The organism is Nocardiopsis sp. SBT366, assembly GCF_001083815.1.
Lineage (GTDB): Bacteria > Actinomycetota > Actinomycetes > Streptosporangiales > Streptosporangiaceae > Nocardiopsis > Nocardiopsis prasina.
On sequence record NZ_LAVM01000096.1, the window covers coordinates 1 to 19,535 of the forward strand.

A 19,535-nucleotide genomic window follows, 5' to 3' on the forward strand; every position below is an offset into this window, starting at 1 on the left:
GGCCCACCCACCCGACGGTCGACCGGCTCGCGCACGCCCTCACGACCCAGCTCGCCGAGGCCGAGCGCCGGGCCACCGAGGCCCGCACGGAGCGCACGGAGATCGAGAACGAGGTCACCGACCTGGCCGACACCTCCCTGCCGTTCATCCTGCACCGCGTCCGCCAGGACCGCACCATCGCCGAGGAGGTCCTCGCCCAGGAGCTCCGGGAGGTCCACCCGACCGTGGCCCACCTGCGCACCCGGGTGATCGAGGAGCTGGTGACCGCCGAACGCCGCAGCGCCACCGCGCTGATCTCGGCGGCCAACATCGGCGGGCGCGTCCAGGCGCACCTCACCACCCTGCTCGCCCAGCTCCGCGACCTGGAGTTCCGCTACGGGGACCGCTCGGACGTCTTCAACGACCTCCTGCTGGTCGACCACAACGTCTCCCGTACCGGCCGCCTCGCGGACGCGTTCGTCACCCTCGCCCGAGGCCGCTCCGGGCGTCGCTGGAACCGCCCCATCGGCATGGAGAGCATCCTGCGCGGCGCCCAGGGCCGCATCACCGCCTACCGCCGGGTCCGCCTGCACTACACCCACCGTTCGGCGGTGGTCGGATACGCGGCGGAGGGGGTCATCCAGGTGCTCGCCGAACTCATGGACAACGCGGCCAACTTCTCCGCGAACGGCACCGACGTCAACGTCTACGCCCAGGAGGAGGACAGCGGGGTCACCGTCACCGTCGAGGACAGCGGCAGGGGCCTGCGCCAGCGGGAGCGCCGGGCGGCGGAGAACTACATCGACGAACCCCGCACTCTGGCCACGCTCCCGGGCCTGCGCATGGGGCTGGCCGTGGTGGGCGCCCTGGCGGACAAGTACGACCTCCAGGTGAGCTTCCGGCCCTCCGCGCGGGGCGGTACCGGGGTGGTCGTGCTCATCCCGCCCCACCTCATCACCGCGTACGAGATGCCGCTGCCTCCCCGACTCCAGAAAGAGAGGGACGACGAGCTCGCGAGGGAGGCGGAGCTCGCGAGGGAGGCAGAGCAGGCGGTGCGGGCCGCCGCGATCCGGACGCCCGGCACCGGCGCCCCTGCCGTCGACGCGTCCGTACTCGACCAGGAGCCCCGACCTCCGGCACCGCCCGCGTTCACCACCGGGGACCCCGTCCCGGGTGACCCGGGCGTCGACGTCCTGGCCGGGGACACCCCCGCCACCGGCACTCCCTCGCCTGGGATCCCGGAGGCCTGCACTCCCTCGTCCGGAATCCCGGTGGCCGGTGCGCCCTCCGCCTCCTCCGGACCATGGACCCGGGCCGAACCCACCCCCTCCCGCCCGCCGCTGGCCCGGCGGGACGGCGGCCGCCGCGCCGCGGTCGACCCCCTCGCCGACGAGCCCGCCACCGGGACCGTGCGGGGCACCGGGCCCGCCACCCGGTCCGACAAGGACGCCAAGCCCGAGCCGGTCTTCGACCTGCCGCAGCGGTTCCGGGGCCTCACCCTGGCCCAGGCGGTGCGGGAGAACCCGGAACAGCTCTTTCCCTCCATGCGCCGGGACTTCGACCCCGACACGCGCAGGGAGCTCCCCAGCCGACTGGCCGCCTTCCGCGACGACGAGGACGACGACCAGGTGAACGGACCGGGCACCCTCTGGGAGGACGGTCGGTGACCACCGCCTCCGCCCCGCACCACGACACACCCGATGAAGAGGAACGGAGGGAGGGGCACCCGGCGCCGCGGCCGGGCGACCGCCCCACTACCCCCATGACGACCACGGACGCCAGTCTCGACTGGCTGCTGGAGGACCTGCGACACAGGACACCGGGCATCCGCCACGTCCTGGTGCTGTCCAGGGACGGCCTCAAGATGTGCCACACCCGGGAACTGGACGTGGACCGCGCCGACCAGCTCGCCGCCATCTCCGCCGGCGTCCAGAGCCTGTCCCTGAGCGCCTCGGCCGAGTTCGGCGACGGCACCGGGTCGGGCCAGGCCATGCTGGAGTACGGAGGAGGGCTCCTGCTCATCATGGGCGCGGGCGAGGGCGCCCACCTGGCCGTCATCGCGGGGTTCGAGGCGAAGGTGGGGGTGGTCGCCCGCCACATGAACCAGCTCGTCGACCGGATCGGCGGGCACCTCACGGCCGGACCCCGCCGCAGGCCCCACGAGGTGGACCCGTCCCGATGAACACGGACCCCCGTCGCGGTACCGCCGCCCAGGGCGCCCCCTCCGGATCCGAGGTGCCGGACCGGTTCTACACGGTCACCTCGGGGCGCGGTGACGCCGACGACCCCGCCATGGACGCCGTCACCCTCGTCGTCGCGGAGTCCGGCCCCGCGCCCGACATGCAGTCAGAACACGCCAGCATCCTCCGGCTGTGCGCCCGGCCCACCGCCGTGGTGGAGCTCTCCGCGGAACTCAGGGCCCCGGTGAGCGTCGTCAAGGTGCTGCTCACCGACCTGCTCGACACGGGCGCGGTGGCGGCCCGGCACCCCGTGCCCGTTCGGTCCTTCCCCGCGCGAGGAGGACCCCGGCACGATCCGGAGACCCTGAAGCAGGTGCTCATTGCCCTTCAACGACTCTGACGCACACGTACCGACGGTCACCACAGCCCTGGCGCCGGTGGAGGCGACCACCGCGTCGGCCCCGGGACGCCCCCCGCTGGCCAGCACCGCGAGCCAGGCGCTGAAGATCGTCATCGTCGGCGGCTTCGGCGTGGGGAAGACGACCCTGGTCGGATCGGTGAGCGAGATGCGTCCCCTGAGCACCGAGGAGGTCATGACCCAGGCCAGCGACGGGGTCGACGATCTCAGCGGGGTCCGAGACAAGCGCACCACCACGGCCGCCTTCGACTTCGGCCGGATCACCATCGACGCCACCCGGGTCCTGTACCTCTTCGGAGCCCCGGGCCAGAAGCGCTTCTGGTTCCTCTGGGAGCAGATCTTCACCGGCAGCCTCGGCGCGGTCGTCCTCGTCGACACCGCCCGGGTGGAGGACTCCTGGTACGCCATCGACCGGCTCGAACACCACCACACCCCGTTCGTCGTCGCGGTCAACCGGTTCGCCCCGGGGCCGAGCCTGCACGACGTGCGCAACGCCCTGGACCTGTCCAACGACGTCCCCCTGCTGGAGTGCGACGCCCGCAGCCGCGAGTCCAGTCGCGACGTCCTGATCACCCTCGTCCGCCATCTGTCCCGGTACCGCCCGCCCGAGTCCGCACCAGAGAGGTCATCGTGAACAACAACGTCGGAGCCCCGGGAGCTGTCGTTCCGAGGAGGCCCGCACCCCTGTCGCCCGACCACGAGCACGCCATGCGCTTCTACGGTCCCGACATCGCCTGTGACCCGGTGGCCCTCTACGAGGAGATGCGCCGCCACTACGGCCCTGTCGCCCCCATCCTCCTCGACGGTGACATCCCCGCGTGGTTCGTCCTCGGCTACCGGGAACTGCACCACGTCTCCGACCGACCCGAGTGGTTCGCCCGGGACTGCCGCCGGTGGAACATGTGGGACCACATCGACGACGCCTGGCCGCTGATGCCGTACGTGATGTGGACCCCCTCGGTGATGTTCGCCGAGGGCGCCGAGCACCAGCGGCGCGCGGGGGCGATCGGCGACGCCCTGGACGCCACGGACCGCGCCGACCTGCGCACCCTGTGCGAGCAGGTCTCGGACGACCTGATCGACCATTTCGCCGGGGACGGTGAGGCCGACCTCGTCAGCCAGTACGCCCACCACATCCCAGCGGGGGTGATCGCCCGGCTGTACGGCCTGCCCAAGCAGGAGGTACCCGACCTGGTGCGCGACATCCTCGTCTCCCTCGACGTCACCGCCGACGCGGGGCAGGCCCACCACCGGGTCCAGGAGCGCATGCGGCGGATCGTGAGCGAACGCAGGGCCCACCCGCGCGACGACATCCCCTCGCGGCTGCTCCTGCACCCGGCGGGTCTCACCGACGACGAGGTGGTCATCGACCTGTTGGTGATCATGTCGGCGGCCCAGGCACCCACCGGCAACTGGATCGGGAACACGCTGCGGCTCATGCTGCTGGACGATCACTTCTCGCTCACGCTCCAGGGCGGCCGCAGCAGTTCCGGTGAGGCGCTCAACGAGGTGCTGTGGAAGAACACCCCCACGCAGAACTTCATCGGGCGGTGGGCGGTGCAGGCCTGTGAACTGGGCGGGCGCCGGATCAGGCGCGGCGACCTCCTGGTGCTGGGGATGGCCGCGGCCAACGCCGACCCCCGGCTCAACACCGGTGACCTGGGAATCTTCGGTAGCAACCGGGCGCAGATGTCGTTCGGGCACGGGGAACACGGCTGCCCGTTCCCCGCGCCCGAGGTGGCGGAGGTGATCGCCCGCGCCGCCGTGGAGACCCTTCTGGACCGGCTGCCGGACGTGCGGATGGGCGTCTCACCGGACCAGTTGCGGTGGCGGCCCTCGGTGTGGATGCGCGGGCTCTACGAACTCCCCGCGCGGTACAGCCCGATCGTCGGCCGGTGTCGACGCCAGGTGGTGTAGCCCGCCGGTTGACGGCGGTCGACACCGGCTGCGGCCGCTCGTGCGCGGGTCGTCGGTCAGACGACGGTCCGGGGCCCGGGAACCGGTGAGAACACCAGGGGCAGCTCGCCCAGCCCCCTGGTGAACAGGCCCTCTTCCACCAGGGTGGCGCCCTCGGCCAGTCGCACGTTCGGCATGGCGTCGAGCAGGTCGTTGACCGCCACCCGCACCTCGGCCTCGGCCAGCAGCGCTCCCACGCAGAAGTGGCGGCCGAGGGCGAAGGCCAGGTGCTCGGCGGCGGCCGAGAAGGACGTGGCCCCGGACAGCTCCGCACGGGAGATGTCGAAGCGGTCCGGGTCGGCGTACCGGTCGGGGTCGCGGTTGGCCGCCCCGATCAGGCAGGTGACCGTGGCTCCCGCGGGCACCGTTCCACCACCGAGCTCCACGTCACGGCTGGCCTGGCGCATGATCATCTGCACGGGCGGGGTGAGGCGCAGCGACTCCGCGAAGGCACGGGGGATCAGGGAACGGTCCGCGCGGACCGCCTCCAGTTGCTCCGGATGGGTGATCAGGTTGGCGAACAGGCTGGCCAGCGCCTTGTCCGTGGTCTCCCCGCCCGCTGCCAGCAGGAGGCTGCAGAAGGCCTTGACCTCCTCGTCGGTCATCCGGGTGCCGTCGAACTCGGCCTGGCACAGGCGGGAGAGCAGGTCGTCGCCGGGCCGCTCCCGGCGTTCGGCGATGATCGGGAGCATGTACTCCGCGAACTCGTCCCTCGTGCGGAGCCCGTCCTCGGTGACCCGTGGGTCCTGGGCGAGGTTGCCGAGGAAGGCGATGATCGCCGAGTACCAGTCGTGGAAGCGGTCGTGGTGGCCCTGGTCCAGACCGAGCATGTCCACGATGACGTTGATCGGGAACCGGGTCGCGTACTGGGAGACGAGGTCGACCCGGCCCTCGTCCCGGAACGCGTCGATGAGGGCGCGGCTGTTGCGCTCGATCACCGGCAGGAAGCGGTCCTGGAGTTCTCGCCCCCGGAACGCGGGCGCGACCAGGGCACGACGGGTCGCGTGTTCGCGCCCGTCCAGCTGGAGGATGGTACGCCCGTGCACCGGCTCCAGCTGCCAGCCGTAGTTGTCCGTGGAGAAGGCACCCTCGCGGTCCTGGAAGACCCGCCGCACGTCCTCGTACCGGGAGAGGACGTAGCTGGAGGTGGGTTCGTGCCACAGCAGGGGATCGTGATCACGCAGCAGGGAGTAGGCGCTGTAGGGGTCGTCGGCGAACGTGGGGGAGAGGAGGTCGGGGATGCCGTGTGCGTTGGACAAGTGATCACGCTCCCAGCGGTGGCGGAGGCCAGAGGAATCCTCACAGTAGGTAGGGGTTCCGGTACGAATCCACCCCCTGACCTGGCCGAGACCCGATTTCCAGGCGAAAGGAGAGATAGGTCCGCTTTTCTGATGTCCGAAACGCATCCGAAGCGGGGAGATTCGGTTGTCCGTGCCGGGCTTGGGGCGCGCCCGAATGAGATATCGCGATGGTGGGGACCCGGCCGTGCCGCCGCCTTCGCGTCGGTTTTGGGGCCAGGGTGCTAATTTGTCCCAATGGCATTGGGAGAGGCGGTTCTGGCGGCGCTGCTGGAGGGGGAAGCCTCCGGCTACGACCTGGCCAAACGGTTCGACACGGGGGTCGCGAACTTCTGGTCGGCCACCCCGCAGCAGCTCTACCGCGAACTCGAACGCCTGGAGGGGGAGGGCCTGCTCAGTGCCCGGGTCGTGCGGCAGGACCGCAGACCCGACAAGCGGCTGTTCACCGTCACCGAGGCCGGACGCGGGGCGCTGCGCTCCTTCAGCCAACGGCCGGCCCGGCCGACCGCCATCCGTGACGACCTGCTCGTGCGGCTCCAGGCCGTGGACGAGACCGACGTGGACGCGGTGATCGGCGCCGTCGAGGAGCGCATGGAGCTCAGCCGCGCCAAGCTCGAACGCTACGACCGCATCGCGGCCCGCATGCTCGACGGTCTTGACGAGGAGCGCTTCCTGCGCGAGGCCGAGCGGGTCGGCCCCTACCTCACCCTCCAGCGCGGACGCTCCCACGAACAGGAGAACCTGCGCTGGGGCGCCGCCACTTTGGCCATCCTCGAACGCCGCCGTGACGACCGGGTCCGGGTTCGGAACGGCCGCGTCGAAGACGACGGGCACCGGGACGACGGCGGTCGGTCCGCACGGACACCGGGCACCGGGGTCGGCCCCTCGGCATGACCGCCACGGTCCCCTCACCGCCGTGGGACGGACCGAGCCCGGTCGCCCGTGGTCGCGGCCCCGCTAGTTGACGTGCCTCTGCCAGTCGGACGGCAAGCGGTCGGCCGGGCCGGGGACCGTCTGGTCCAGGGGGTGCGAGGTCGGCGCCGTCAGCTCCGGGCCCTCGCTGACCTGCTGGGTGCGGAAGTCGTAGAACCACTCCTCACCCGGCTCGAAGCTCTGCATGATCGGGTGGCCGGTGGCCTCGAAGTGACGCGTGCCGTGCTGGGCCGGAGAGCTGTCGCAGCAGCCCACGTGTCCGCAGGCCGCGCACCGGCGCAGGTGCACCCACCAGCCACCCCCGGCGAGACACTCCTGGCAGCCGGTGCCGCTGGGCGGCGCGGTCGGGTCGATCTCGTTGCTCATGTCGTCACGCTAACCACTGGAACCCTCCAGGTCGGTGAACAACGCGCGGCCACGACCCACTCCGGAGACGGGGACACCGGTCGGCCTGCCCGCCCGGTGGGCACCGGTGACGGGCACGCCCGATACCCTCGTCGCCGGTCGCCCCGAACAACGGACCCGAAGCCCGGGCCCGCACTACCTGGAAGGCACCCCATGAGCGAGGAGCTGTCCGTAGGCGTCGACGGTCACGTCGGTGTCCTGGAGATCCACCGCCCACCGAACAACCACTTCGACCTCGACGTCCTCACCGCGCTGGCCGACGCCGCGGAGGAGCTGGCCGCCGGGAGATGCCGGGCGCTCGTGCTCTGCTCGGAGGGCAGGAACTTCTGCGCCGGGGTGGACTTCGCCTCCGGCGGGGTCGGCGACTCCCCGGTGCGCACGCTCAGCGCCATCTACGGTCAGGGGCTGCGCCTGTACTCACTGCCGGTCCCCGTGATCGCCGCCGTCCAGGGCGCGGCTGTGGGCGGCGGGCTCGGTCTGGCGTGCGCGGCCGACTTCCGGGTGGCCGCGGCCTCCTCCCGGTTCCACGCCAACTTCGGCCTGTTGGGCCTGCACCAGGGGTTCGGCCTGAGCGTCTCCCTGCCCCGCATCGTGGGTCGGCAGAAGGCCGCCGACATGCTCTACACGGCACGCCGGATCACCGGTACCGAGGCCCACGCCATCGGCCTGGCCGACCACCTTGTGGACGAAGAGCACCTGCGTGAGGAGGCCGTGCGCCAGGCGCGACGGATCGCCGAGTCCGCCCCGCTCGCGGTGCGCTCCATGAAGGCCACCCTCCGCGCGGGCCTGCTCAGCGAACTCCCCTCCGCCCTGGAACGGGAGATCATCGAGCAGACCAGGCTGCTCGAGACCAAGGACAACGCGGTCGGGATCACCGCGTCCCTCGACCGCACGCGTCCGGTCTTCTCGGGGGAGTGAGCGGGGCCGGGCCCCACCCGGTTCAGGGAACTATGGAGTCGATGTAGCCGCCGTCCACCCGGACGGCGGCACCGGTCGTCGCCGAGGCCAGCGGGGAGCTCAGGTAGGCCACCATGTTGGCGATCTCCTCGGGCTCGATCAGGCGTTGGAGCAGCGACATCGGTCGGTGCCGGACCATGAACTCGTGCTGGGCCTCGTCCCACGGCAGGTCGCGGTCGACCAGTTCGTACACGAAGTCCTCCACGCCGCGGGTGTGGGTGGGTCCGGCGACCACGGAGTTGACGGTCACCCCGGTCCCGGCCGCCTCCTTGGCGAAACCCCGTGTGACGGCGAGCAGCGCGGTTTTCGAGGCGCCGTAGTGGATCATCTCGGCGGGGATCGCCAGCGCCGAGTCACTGGCGATGTTGAGCACGCGCCCCCAACCGCGACGGATCATGTCGGGCAGGGTGGCGCGGATCAGCCGTACGGCGGAGAGCACGTTGGTGTCGAAGTAGCGCCGCCACTCCTCGTCGCTGATCTCCAACGCCGGGGCGCTTCCGAACAGGCCCAGGCTGTTGACCAGGACGTCCACCTCGGCGGCGGCGGAGAGCACGGCCGCCGCGCCGCGCTCGGTGGTGACGTCGCCCGGGGCGGCGACCAGTTCCCGCTCCGGAACGCGGTCCCTCAGGGAGCCGATCGCCTCGGCCACCCTCTCCGGGCGGCGACCGTTGATCGCCACGCGGGCCCCCGCGTCCGCGAGCGCGGCGGCGACGGCCATCCCGATCCCCTGGGTCGACCCGGTGACCAGTGCGGTACTCCCAGACAGATCGATGCGCATGGGACCCACACTAGAAGGACGGGGCGGACCTGGTCCGCCCCGTCCGGGGTGTGTCGTCAGGGTCGGCCCTCACCGCCTTGGCCGGGCGCCGGGGTCAGCCGAGCACCAGCCACAGCAGACTGACGAACAGGAAGCCCGACACGCCCAACACCGTGGTCAGGACGGTCCACGTCCGCAGACCGTCGGAGACCGACAACCCCAGGTAGCGGGTCACCACCCAGAAACCGGAGTCGTTGACGTGCGACAGCCCGAGCGCGCCGAAGGCGATGGCCAGCGCGATGAGCGCCACCTGGATCGAGGAGAAGTCCCCGCCCGACGTCATGTCGGCGAGCAGGCCCGAGGTGGTCAGGATCGCGACCGTCGCCGACCCCTGTGAGGCGCGCAGCGCCAGCGATAGCACGAAACCGAGCAGCAGGATGGGCAGGCCGGTCCCAGCGAGGGTGTCGGCGAGCGCATCGCCCACACCGCTCTCTGTGAGCACACTGGCGAACACCCCGCCCGCCCCGGTGACCAGGACGACGATGGCCACGGGAGGCAGCGCGGCCTCCATGACCTCACCGATGTGGGAGGTCGACCACCCGCGCCGTACCCCGAGCAGGAAGTAGGCGAGCACCAGCGCGACGAGCAGCGCGAAGACGGGGGCGCCCACGAACGACAGCACGGGCAGCAGCGGATGGTCCTCGGGAAGGACCGTCGCCGAGGTCGTGCCGATCATGATGAACGCCAGCGGCGTGAGGATGAGTCCGAGGATGGTCCACACGCTGGGCGGTGTCTCGGTCCGGTCCAACGTGCCGGTGGAACCGCCGGACGCGCCACCCCCGGTGCCGTCGGAGCCCTCCGGTCCCGAGCCGCCCTCTCCCGCGCCGCCGAACGCCTCGAACTGCGCGCGGGTCGCGGCCAGCATGGGGATCTCACGGCGGGTGAGCCGCTTGGACGCGTGGTGCGCGATCACGGCCAGCGGCGCGCACACGATCAGGCCCAGGATCAGGATCCAACCGATGTCGCCGTCAAGGAGCGCGGCCCCGCCGACGATGCCCGGGTGGGGCGGCACGGAGACGTGCACCGCCAGCATGATCCCGGCCACCGGCAGGCCGAACCTCACCGGATCGACCCCGGCGGCCTTCGCGAAGCCGTAGATGATCGGCACGAGGATGATGAAGCCGACGTCGAAGAACACGGGGACGGCGAGGATCAGCGCGGCCCCGGTGAGAGCCGCCGAGACCCGTTTGGGGCCCAGCCAGCCGGTGAAGCGCCCGGCCAGGCTCTCGGCGCCACCGGACACCTCGATCATGCGGCCGAGCATGGCGCCCAGGGCGACGAGCAGCGCCACCGACCCCAGGGTCCCGCCCATACCGGCGGTGATCGTGGCGATGATGCCGAGCTGTTCGGGTGCGTCGCCGGTGGCCGCAACGGTGACCAGCGGCATGCCCGAGACCAGGCCGACGAGGATGCTCACCAGGAGCAGGGCCACGAAGGCGTGGACCTTGAAGCGGATGATCAGCACCAGCAGCAGGGCGATGCCGCCCGCCGCGATGCCCAGAAGGGTGAGGGCGCCCATGTGACTACTCCTTGCCGGTGGGTTCGGGTGCCACGACACGGATCACGGCGGAGTCGTCGGCGGAGCCCAGACCCTGCCCCTGCCCAAGCAGATACAGCTGCTCTGCGGTGGCAGCCAACGGTGTCGCCAGTCCGGCGGAGCGGCCCGCGGAGGTCACGATGCCCATGTCCTTGACGAAGATGTCGAGTCGGCTGAGCACCTCGGCGCCCTCCTCCTCGTAGGCCTGGAGCATGCGCGGCCCGCGGTTGCCCAGCATGAACGAGCCGGCCGCGCCCGCGCCCAGCGTCTCCAGGGTGGTCTCGGGGTCCAGTCCCAGCGACCGAGCCAGGGCCAGCGCCTCGGCGGCCGCCGCGATGTGCACCCCGCACAGCAGCTGGTTGACGGTCTTGAACGCCTGGCCGTCGCCGGGACGGTCACCGATGACGCTCAGGGTGGAGGCGAGCCGCCGCAGCACCGGATCGGCGGCCTCCCGCGCCTCCGGGGTGGCGCCGACCACGATCAGGAGGTCGCCCTCCCCGGCACGGACCGGCCCCCCGCTGAGTGGGGCGTCCACCAGGAGCAGCCCGAGCGGGGCCAGTTCCTCGGCGGTCGAGGTGACCGTCTCCACGCCGACCGTACTGGTCAGGACCAGGACGGTGCCCGGAGCCAGGGACTCGACGATGCCGTGTTCGCCGAAGAGCACGTCGCGCAGCTGGGCGCCGTCGCGCACCACCAGCACCACGGAGTCGACCCCGGCGACGGCGTCGGCGGCGCGCTCGAAGGGCACCACACCGGCCTCGGCGGCGAGGTCCCGGCGTGCGGCGGCGATGTCACAGCCGTGGACAGTCATGGTCCCGGCCAGGCGGGTGGCCATCGGCAGGCCCATGGCGCCCAGGCCGATGACGGCGACGCTCGAGACGGGGCTGGTGGTCATGGGTGGACTCCTGCGTTCGGTGCGCCGGTGACGGGCTCGCCGCCGCCGGGGCGGGTGGTCAGTGAACTCAGGCGGTCGACGACCTCGGCGAGCGAGTCGTCGGCGCCGACGTTGCCAGGGAAGACGACGTAGGGGATGCCGGTGGCCGGACCGCCGACCGGTTCCCACAGGGAGACCAGGCCGGGCAGCATCGGACCGCGCACCAGGGCGCGGTGGATGCCCAGGCCCAGCGAGGCGACGTCGCTGGAGGTGATCCCTCCCTTGGCGACCACGAAGCGCGGCGCGCGGCGGCCGAGGGTGTCGGACACGCAGCGGACCAGGGCGGCGGAGACCTCCCGGGCGATGGCCAGGCTGGTGGCGGGGTCGTCGCTCAGGCGCAGCAGGCGCGAGGTGTGCAGGACGACGTCGTGGTCGGCCAGACCCCCGACGATCGTGTCCACAGTCCGTGCGACGGCGGCGTCGCGAGTGGACGGGTCGAGGACCTCGTCCACATCGAGCTCGATCACGCGGGCGCCGGAGTGCCGGTCCACCAGGGCCCGGAGCTGGCGGGTGGTGAGCGCGACGTGGGAGCCGACCACCACGAGGCCACCGGGGGCGTCCGTGCCGGTCCTGATCTGGTCACCGTCCAGGGGCGCGTGGGCCTCCAGCCCGATGCGGGCGCGTACGAACGGCGGGCCCACCCGGTAGACGAACCGGCGGCCCTGGCGCTCGGCGGCGATGAGGGCCAACGAGAGCACGCGCAGGTCCGCCTCGGACTCGGCGTCCACCACGACCGGAGCCGCGTCATGGAGTTCCAGCAGTCGGGCGGTGACGGCGTCGGTGCCGCCTCCGCGCAGCAGGGTGAGGTCGATGAGGGCGACGGCGCTCGCGGGGACCTGTCCCTCGGTCTTCTCCTCGACCCAGGCCCGGAGGTCGGAGTTGCGGTAGCCGAAGGTGGCGTCGCGGGCGAACTCGGTCTCCGCGACGGGGGTGAAATCCGTGCCGGTGCGCATGTAGTGGACGCCGCCGACGGTGACGCGTCCCGCGTCGGGGAAGGCGGGGACGATGACGACCCCGTCGACGCCGGGGTCACCCAGTTCCTGGAGGGTGGCGTCGAGGACCCGGGGTTCGAGCGGGTAGTGCCCGCGCAGGGTGGAGTCTCCCCGGCTGGCGAAGACCAGCGGTCGGTCCCCGGCGGCGGCGCGGGCGTTGCGCACCACCTCGGCGTTGCGTGCCTCGGCCTCGGACGGGTCGAGGCTGCGGGTGTTGGTGAGGACGTAGACGGCGAGCGTGCCCTGCTCGAAGGCCCACCGCAGGTCGTCGACGGACCAGCGGGTGAGCACGGGCAGGCCGTGCACCGACTGGGTGCCGGTCGGGTCGTCGTCGAGGACGACGATGACGGATCCGGCGGCGGTGGCCTCCCGCGCCACGTCGGACGCGGTGACGGGGCTCGGTGTCCCGGCACGCGTGAGGACTTCTTGGGGATCGACCATGGAACCTCCCTTGTAAGACATCAGACATCTTATGTTAAACGGCGTGGTCGTCAAGGTCCGTGTCACAGGGATTACCAGGCGGGGGCGGTCAGGAGCCCGAGCGCGCACCTGGGGCACGCGGGCTGAGCCGCGGTGAGGGCGGGTGTTGTGGGCTGTCCGTGGGTGGTGTGAGGCCGGTGGGCGGCCGGTCAGCCGGGCAGGCCGAAGACGTGCTCGCGCAGGTCGCGTGAGGTCTGCGCCATGTGGCTCTCCATGGCGAGCCGGGCCGCCTCCGAGTTGCCCGAGCGGATCGCCTCCAGCACCCGGCCGTGCTCGTCGATCGCGTGGGCCTGGATGGCGGGGATCGAGGAGGTCTGCCGGCGCTTCTCGCGCATCACCCGCGACAACGGCTCGAACAGCACGGCGACGAACACGTTCCCGGTGGCCGACAGGATCACGTCGTGGAAGTGGATGTCGTGCTCCACGAACGCCGCGAGATCGCCCCGCTCGTGGGCGTCGCGCATCCCCTGGAGGTCCCCCTCCAAGGCGGCGAGGTCGGACTCGTCCCGGTGCTCGGCGGCCAGCGCGGCCGCCCCCGTCTCGATCATCCTCCGCACCTGGATGAGCTGGAGCGATGCCGTGAGGTCGTCACCGCCGCGCACCGTGGCGCGCAGCACCGCTTCCAGGCCGGTCCACTCGTCCACGGGGCGCACGAGGGTGCCCCGCCCCCGCACCACCTCGACCACGTTCTGGGCCTGGAGCGTCCGGATCGCCTCGCGCACGGTCAGGCGGCTGACGTCGAACTCCTGGCCCAGCTCGTTCTCGGAGGGCAGCCTGCCCCCGGAGGGCAGATCACCGTCGACGATGCGGTCCAGGAGGTTCCGGGCGACCTCGTCGGCGAGCAGCGGCCTCGGCACGACACTTCCTCTCGGGCGGGGGAGACGGCAGGGTCACGCGCAGCCCCCGGCGGTGCCTCGTCGACCCCCGGACACCTCACGGGAGTGCGCGGCAAGGGCAACCCTATCGCCGCCGCCCGACCCCGGCTCCCGGCCTGGCGCGAGGTTACGGGAGCCGGGGCGTTCTCAGGAGAGGGAGGTGCCGCCGACGGCGGCGGAGGGGAATCTGTGCGTTCTCATGGAATGCCTTTCGGGTCGAAGCGCGAAGGGGTGTTGGTCGGGGAGGGAAATCCCGGCCCTTTACTGTGGTCCGACGGTCGGGTGTCATCGCTGGTGAGGGCACCGTCCTGCGGGTCGTCGTCCCGGCTCGTTGGTATCCAACAGAGTGCGCCACGGGAAATCAGAATGGCAAGTGAATTCGCCGAACTCCTCGGGGGTCGGGGCCATTCCTGGGGGAGAATGTCAGGAGTTCTCCACATAGGGAAGCGAAGAACCGCGGGACGGTCCCGGGTTTCGGCCAGGTCGTCGGGGTCGCAACGGTCACGCTGTACGCGGCGGCGCCAGCGAGTCGGTGAGCCGCACGGTCGTGGGCAGCCGCCGCCCCCGCGGCCGGTCGTCCCGGTCCCCGTCCACCATCGCGGACAGGGCGGTCACCGCCGCGCGCCCCAGTTCGTCGGCGGGGGTGCGTACGGCGGTGATCGGTGGTCCCGGCAGGTCGGCCAGGGCGATGTCGTCGGCGGCGGCGACGCTGATGTCCTCGGGCACCCGCACACCGAGACGGCCGAACTCGAACATCACCCCCAACAACAGCAGGCTGTTGTAGACCAGCACCGCCGTGCAGCCGGAGTCGACGATCCCGCGGGCCGCGGCCACCCCCTCGGCGAACGCCGGGCGAACCGGGCCGTGGACCCGCACCCGTAGCCCGGTCCGAGCGGCGTGCTCGACCAGTTCCGCGCGCCGGTGCCGGTCCATCCACGAACTCGGTGGCCCCGCGAGGTAGGCGACCTCGCGGTGCCCGAGCTCCACGAGGCGGTCGTAGACCTCGCCCAGGCCACCGGGGGTGTCCACGGTGAACGAGGTCAGCCCTGGAACCCGGCGGTTGATCGCCACCACCGGCTTGCGCGCGTGCGCCTCCTTCAGTTCGGCCGCCGAACTCACCGGGGACTGCACGGCGAACCCGTCCACCTGGTCCTCCAGATCGTGCAGCGCCGCCGCCTCGCGTACGGGGTCGCCGCCGGTGACGGCGATGATCACGCGGCGGCCGGTCTCGCCCGCCAGGTCCTGTGCGGCGGTGGCGGTGGTGGAGTAGAAGGGGTTGTCCAGGTCGGGGACGAGCATGGCGAAGAAGCCGCTGCGCCCGGTGGTCAGGGCCCGGGCGGCCGGGTTGGCGCGAAAGCCCAGCCGCTCGGCGGCGGCACGCACCCGCAGCAGGGTGGACTCGGCGACCATGGTCGGCCGCGACATCGCCCGCGACACGGTGGACGCCGAGACGCCAGCCTCCCTGGCCACGTCGTCCAAGCTCGCCATTCCGACTCCTCGCAGGTCACGGTGCCCCCGGTCACATTCGCGGCCGTGGGCTTGGCTCGGTGCCCACCTGAAGGTTACGGTGTTGCAAGCGCTTGCAGAAGCGCTTGCAGGTGTCACTGCAGATGAGACACCACACAAACTCCGAACACCCGCCGACAGCGACCGGGAGTGGAATTGTCCCGCCCGTCACCCACCGCAGAGGCCGCCCGAGTCGCTTCGCGCCGCCGTCTCCTCCCACGCCCACCCGTCACGGTGCTGCTCGTCCCCGGGCTCGCCGTGATGCTCTTCGCCTTCTGCTACCCGGTCGTGGCCACCCTGGCCTGGCCGCCCGACGGCGACCCCGCCACGGTCGCGTGGGAGACGGGGAGCCTCCTCACCGACCCCTACCTGCTCCCGGTGATCGCGCGCACCGTCCGCGTCGCCGTCCTGACCACCGCCCTCTGCCTGCTCATGGGCTTCCCGGTGGCCTACCTCATCTCGCGGGCACCGGGTCCCTGGCCCGGCCGCCTCCTGGCCCTGGCGATCTTCCCGCTCCTGCTCAACACCGTCGTGCGGACCTACGGCTGGATCGTGGTGCTCGGCGGCAACGGGCTGATCAGCAAGGTCAGCGAGGCCCTGGGCCTGGGCCGGGTCCAGCTGCTCTACACCGAGACGGCGATCGTGCTCGGCCTGGTCCAGCTCTTCCTGCCCCTGATGATCCTGTCGGCCTACTCCAGCCTCTCCCAGCAGGACCACCGCCTGGAGGAGGCGGCTCGCGGACTCGGCGCCTCGCCCGGCCGCGCGTTCCGCGACGTCGTCTTCCCGCTGGCCCTGCCCGGCGCCCTGGTGGGATGCACCCTGGTCTTCGCCGGAGCGGTCACCGCCTTCACCACGCCCCAGCTGCTCGGCGGGCCCCGCGAGCGGCTCCTGTCCACCCTGCTCTACAGCCGGGTCAACGTCAGCCTCGACTGGCCCTCGGCCAGCGCCATCGCCCTGGTGATGACCGCCCTGGTGCTGGTGGTCGGCGCGCTGTCCGGTCGGCTCGGCAAGATCGGGAGCACCACCTCATGATCCTGAGACGCCCGTTCCTCTCACTGCTCGCGGCGGCCGCCTTCGTGCTGATGCTCGGCCCCGTGGTGATCCTGGTGGGGGTCGCCTTCACCGCCGGAAGCACGCTCGCCTTCCCACCGGAGGGCCTGTCCCTGCGCTGGTTCTCCGCCGCCCTGGCCTACGGCCCGTTCATCGACTCCTTCGGCACCAGCATGCTGGTCGCGGCGGTCTCGACGGTGATCGCGCTGGCCCTGGGCGTGCCCGCGACCCTGGCGCTGAACCGGGGCAACCCGCGCGGGCGCAGGATCATGGAGAACCTGTTCTTCGCCCCGATCGTGGTCCCCGAGCTGGTCCTGGGCCTGGCCCTGTTCCAGCAGCTCATGGTCGGTATGCGGGTGACCGCGATCGGCGCGCTGATCGTCGGCCACACCGTCCTGCTGCTCCCGTACACCGTCCGGGTGGTCGGGGCCTCGCTGGCCCTGGCCGACGCCCGGCTGGAGGAGGCGGCCCGGGGGCTCGGCGCCGGACCGGTGCGCACCTTCCTCACGGTGACCCTTCCGGTGATGGCTCCGGGCATCCTCTCGGCCACCATCCTCGCCTTCATCACCTCCCTGAACAACGTTCCGCTGTCCCTGCTGCTCACCGGCCCCGGCGTGGCCACACTGCCGGTGGAGATGCTCAACTACGTCCAGTCCTCGTTCGACCCCGTCGTCGCTGCGGTCAGCGTGCTGCTCCTGGCGCTCAGCGTCGCGGTCGCCCTCGCCACCGAACGCCTGGTCGGTTTCACGAAGGTCTTCGGCCGATGACCGGGAAGCCCGCCCGCCGGGAAGAAGGAGACACACAGATGACACCCGTCGTCGAACTCGACCGCGTCAGCCACATCTTCGGTGCCCGGGGCGGCAAGGGCGGCACCACCGCCGTCGCCGACCTGGATCTGACCGTGCGCCAGGGGGAGTTCACCACCCTGCTCGGCCCGAGCGGCTGCGGCAAGACCACCACCCTGCGGATGATCGCCGGGTTCCTCCAGCCCAGCTCCGGGCGCATTCTCCTGGAGGGCGTGGACGCCACCCGCACACCGCCGGAGAAGCGCAACATCGGCATGGTCTTCCAGTCCTACGCGCTCTTCCCGCACATGACGCTGCGCGACAACGTCGGCTACGGCCTGCGCACCCGCAAGGTGGCCTCGGACGAGGTCAGGCGGCGCGCGGAGGAGGCGCTCGACCTGGTCGGTCTCGCCCACCTGGCCGACCGCAAGCCCGCCGAACTCTCCGGCGGCCAGCAGCAGCGCGTGGCCCTGGCCCGCGCCGTGGCCATCCGCCCCTCCGTGCTGCTCCTGGACGAACCCCTGTCCAACCTCGACGCCCAGCTCCGGGTGCAGATGCGGCGCGAACTCCTGCGCGTGCAGCGCGAGACCGGCCTCACCGCCGTCCTGGTCACCCACGACCAGGACGAGGCGCTGGAACTGTCCGACACGATGGTCATCCTCAACGAGGGCCGCCTGGAACAGCAGGGCTCGCCCCGGGACGTCTTCCCGCGTCCCGCCAACCGGTTCGTCGCCGAGTTCCTGGGATACGACAACTTCCCCGAGGTGCCGGGGCACGGGCCGGTCACCGTCCGGCCCGAACACGTGCGGCTGCTCTCCGGCGACGCCCGCGAGGAGTCCGGCGAGACCGGCCTGGACGGCACCGTCGGCGAGGTCACCTTCCAGGGCAGCAACTGCCTGGTCGAGGCGGCCATCAACGGGGCCGAGGGCCCGGGTTCGGTGCTGCGCGTCCTGCACCCCAGCGACGACCTGCGCCCCGGCGACCCCGTCCGCATCGCCCTGCCCCACCGCCACCTGGTGGAACTGCCCGCCCGTGAGGTGACGACCGGATGAACCGACCCGCACGCAGGGCGCGGATGACCGCCGTCCTCGCCGGGGCGCTGGCCCTGGCCACCGTGACCGCCTCCTGCGCACCCGTCCGCGAGGACGACCCCGACACCCTGGTGGTGAGCACCTTCGCCTTCGCCACCGAGGAGTTCACCCAGGTCGTCGCCGAGCCCTTCGAAGCCGAGACCGGTATCCGGGTGGTCCTGGACACCGGGAACAACGCCGGGCGGCTCACCAAACTGAGGATCAACTCCGAGCGGCCCGACACCGACGTCGTCCTGATCTCCGACTACTACGCGCAGATCGGCAAGGACATGGGGCTGTTCGCCCCGGTCAGCAGCGAGGACGTGCCCAACCTCGACGCCGTCCAGCCCTGGGCCGTGGACCCCGACGGGTACGGGCCCGCCTACACCTTCCAGCTCCTCGGCCTCATGTACCGGACCGACATGGTGGACGAGGCGCCCGAGTCCTGGGACGACCTCTGGGCGGAGCCCGAGGGCGGCTACGCGCTGCCCGACATCTCCGTGTCGGCGGGCCCGATGTTCGTCCTGGCCGCAGGGGAGCACTTCGGGTCCGGGCCCTCCGACGCCGACGCCGGGTTCGAGGCGCTGGCCGAGATCGGCCCCGACGCGCTCCAGTTCTACACCGGCTCCACCGAGCTCACCAGCCTGCTGGAACGCGGCGAGATCGCCATGGCGCCCGGCCTCGACAACTTCGCCATGGGTTCGGTGGAGGCCGGCCAGCCCGTCGGCTTCGCCGCCCCCGAAGAGGGAAGGGTGATGACCGCCAACACCGTGCAGGTGGTGGAGGGAGCCCCCAACCCGGCCGGGGCACTGGCCTTCACCGACTTCCTGCTGCGTCCCGAGATCCAGGAGGGCATGGCCGAGGCCCTCTACGACAAGCCCGTGGCGCTGGGGGCCGAACCCACCCCGCTCATGGAACAGGTCTCCCGGGAGGCGGCCTCGGACCCGGTCGCCAGCGGCTACCACCAGGGCGACCTCGAACTGCTCGCGAACGAGCGCTCCGCCTGGCTGGACCGCTTCACCGAGGAGGTCGCCAAGTGAGCGACGACCCCGTCAACGGAGGAGGACCGGTGCCCGCACCCGTCGTGATCGACTGCGACCCCGGGGTCGACGACGCCGTCGCCCTGCTGCTGGCCCTGGCCTCACCGCTCCTGGACGTGCGCGGGGTGACCACCGTCGCGGGCAACGTCTCGCTCGCCGACGTGAACCGCAACGCCGCCCACGTGCTCGACCTCGCCGGGGCACCGACCGAACTCCCGCTGGTCTCCGGGCTGGCCGGGCCGATCGCCCGCACCTCACGGATCCGGGACGAACCCATGCACGGAGCCGGGGGACTGGGCGGACTGGTGCCGGACTCCCCGCCC

Annotated in this window: 20 protein-coding genes; 12 read left to right on the forward strand and 8 right to left on the reverse strand. The window is 71.8% G+C overall.

All coding sequences use genetic code 11. The features are described 5' to 3' along the window. The 5 genes from ADX84_RS22155 to ADX84_RS22175 form a co-directional block, all read left to right on the forward strand. Positions 1 to 1,646, forward strand: a 1,646-nt coding sequence (locus ADX84_RS22155; protein ID WP_049578693.1) for an ATP-binding protein, incomplete at its 5' end; no start/stop codon positions are given. Between the two features lie 95 nt (positions 1,647 to 1,741). Next, complete coding sequence (locus tag ADX84_RS22160; protein WP_049578734.1) at positions 1,742 to 2,161, forward strand: roadblock/LC7 domain-containing protein; 420 nt, start codon at positions 1,742 to 1,744, stop codon at positions 2,159 to 2,161. After that, complete coding sequence (locus ADX84_RS22165; protein WP_017545415.1) at positions 2,158 to 2,559, forward strand: DUF742 domain-containing protein; 402 nt, start codon at positions 2,158 to 2,160, stop codon at positions 2,557 to 2,559. Before ADX84_RS22160 ends, ADX84_RS22165 begins: the two co-directional genes overlap by 4 nt. Positions 2,560 to 2,596: 37 nt before the next feature. Continuing rightward, on the forward strand, positions 2,597 to 3,211 hold the full coding sequence (locus ADX84_RS22170; protein WP_049578736.1) for an ATP/GTP-binding protein: 615 nt from the start codon (positions 2,597 to 2,599) through the stop codon (positions 3,209 to 3,211). Further along, the gene (locus ADX84_RS22175) at positions 3,208 to 4,494 is read left to right on the forward strand and encodes a cytochrome P450 (protein WP_049578697.1); all 1,287 of its coding nucleotides are present in this window, start codon (positions 3,208 to 3,210) and stop codon (positions 4,492 to 4,494) included. Before ADX84_RS22170 ends, ADX84_RS22175 begins: the two co-directional genes overlap by 4 nt. 56 nt (positions 4,495 to 4,550) lie before the next feature. Here the strand turns inward: ADX84_RS22175 and ADX84_RS22180 are convergent, their stop codons facing one another. Further along, on the reverse strand, positions 4,551 to 5,792 hold the full coding sequence (locus ADX84_RS22180) for a cytochrome P450 (protein ID WP_049578699.1): 1,242 nt from the start codon (positions 5,790 to 5,792) through the stop codon (positions 4,551 to 4,553). A 276-nt stretch (positions 5,793 to 6,068) separates the two neighbouring features. Between ADX84_RS22180 and ADX84_RS22185 the strand changes: the two genes are divergently transcribed. Next, a complete protein-coding gene (locus ADX84_RS22185) occupies positions 6,069 to 6,725 on the forward strand; it encodes a PadR family transcriptional regulator (protein WP_049578701.1) in 657 nt (218 codons plus the stop codon). Positions 6,726 to 6,788: 63 nt separating this feature from the next. On the opposite strand, the gene ADX84_RS22190 is transcribed toward ADX84_RS22185, so the two are convergent. Next, positions 6,789 to 7,130: a UBP-type zinc finger domain-containing protein gene (locus ADX84_RS22190; RefSeq protein WP_049578703.1), complete on the reverse strand. Its 342-nt coding sequence runs from the start codon at positions 7,128 to 7,130 to the stop codon at positions 6,789 to 6,791. A 192-nt stretch (positions 7,131 to 7,322) separates the two neighbouring features. Here ADX84_RS22190 and ADX84_RS22195 point away from each other — a divergent pair, with 192 nt between their 5' ends. Beyond that, the gene (locus ADX84_RS22195; RefSeq protein WP_049578705.1) at positions 7,323 to 8,087 is read left to right on the forward strand and encodes an enoyl-CoA hydratase/isomerase family protein; all 765 of its coding nucleotides are present in this window, start codon (positions 7,323 to 7,325) and stop codon (positions 8,085 to 8,087) included. 22 nt (positions 8,088 to 8,109) lie between these two features. Here ADX84_RS22195 and ADX84_RS22200 read toward each other — a convergent pair whose 3' ends face one another. From ADX84_RS22200 to ADX84_RS22225, 6 genes are all read right to left on the reverse strand, one after another. Next, positions 8,110 to 8,904, reverse strand: a complete 795-nt coding sequence (locus tag ADX84_RS22200; RefSeq protein ID WP_049578708.1) for an SDR family NAD(P)-dependent oxidoreductase — start codon at positions 8,902 to 8,904, stop codon at positions 8,110 to 8,112. A gap of 94 nt (positions 8,905 to 8,998) precedes the next feature. Then, the gene (locus tag ADX84_RS22205) at positions 8,999 to 10,462 is read right to left on the reverse strand and encodes a GntP family transporter (RefSeq protein WP_049578711.1); all 1,464 of its coding nucleotides are present in this window, start codon (positions 10,460 to 10,462) and stop codon (positions 8,999 to 9,001) included. Between the two features lie 4 nt (positions 10,463 to 10,466). Continuing rightward, complete coding sequence (locus ADX84_RS22210) at positions 10,467 to 11,375, reverse strand: NAD(P)-dependent oxidoreductase (RefSeq protein WP_049578714.1); 909 nt, start codon at positions 11,373 to 11,375, stop codon at positions 10,467 to 10,469. After that, positions 11,372 to 12,868: a four-carbon acid sugar kinase family protein gene (locus tag ADX84_RS22215; RefSeq protein ID WP_234004148.1), complete on the reverse strand. Its 1,497-nt coding sequence runs from the start codon at positions 12,866 to 12,868 to the stop codon at positions 11,372 to 11,374. Before ADX84_RS22215 ends, ADX84_RS22210 begins: the two co-directional genes overlap by 4 nt. A gap of 167 nt (positions 12,869 to 13,035) precedes the next feature. Further along, on the reverse strand, positions 13,036 to 13,743 hold the full coding sequence (locus ADX84_RS22220) for a FadR/GntR family transcriptional regulator (protein WP_049578718.1): 708 nt from the start codon (positions 13,741 to 13,743) through the stop codon (positions 13,036 to 13,038). A 519-nt stretch (positions 13,744 to 14,262) separates the two neighbouring features. Then, positions 14,263 to 15,249, reverse strand: coding sequence for a LacI family DNA-binding transcriptional regulator (locus ADX84_RS22225; protein ID WP_049578721.1), 987 nt, complete (start codon positions 15,247 to 15,249; stop codon positions 14,263 to 14,265). Positions 15,250 to 15,501: 252 nt separating this feature from the next. Between ADX84_RS22225 and ADX84_RS22230 the strand changes: the two genes are divergently transcribed. The 5 genes from ADX84_RS22230 to ADX84_RS22250 all read left to right on the forward strand — a co-directional run. Then, entirely contained in the window at positions 15,502 to 16,299 is a 798-nt protein-coding gene (locus tag ADX84_RS22230) for an ABC transporter permease (RefSeq protein WP_234004149.1), read from the forward strand. Then, on the forward strand, positions 16,296 to 17,084 hold the full coding sequence (locus ADX84_RS22235) for an ABC transporter permease (protein WP_049578725.1): 789 nt from the start codon (positions 16,296 to 16,298) through the stop codon (positions 17,082 to 17,084). The genes ADX84_RS22230 and ADX84_RS22235 overlap by 4 nt, the downstream gene beginning before the upstream one ends. A gap of 38 nt (positions 17,085 to 17,122) precedes the next feature. Continuing rightward, positions 17,123 to 18,154 carry an ABC transporter ATP-binding protein gene (locus ADX84_RS22240; protein ID WP_049578728.1) on the forward strand — a complete coding sequence of 344 codons (1,032 nt, stop codon included), beginning with the start codon at positions 17,123 to 17,125 and terminating at the stop codon, positions 18,152 to 18,154. After that, positions 18,151 to 19,212: an ABC transporter substrate-binding protein gene (locus tag ADX84_RS22245; protein ID WP_049578730.1), complete on the forward strand. Its 1,062-nt coding sequence runs from the start codon at positions 18,151 to 18,153 to the stop codon at positions 19,210 to 19,212. The genes ADX84_RS22240 and ADX84_RS22245 overlap by 4 nt, the downstream gene beginning before the upstream one ends. Positions 19,213 to 19,241: 29 nt before the next feature. Continuing rightward, a partial coding sequence (locus tag ADX84_RS22250; protein ID WP_199776668.1) for a nucleoside hydrolase occupies positions 19,242 to 19,535 on the forward strand: 294 nt, incomplete at its 3' end.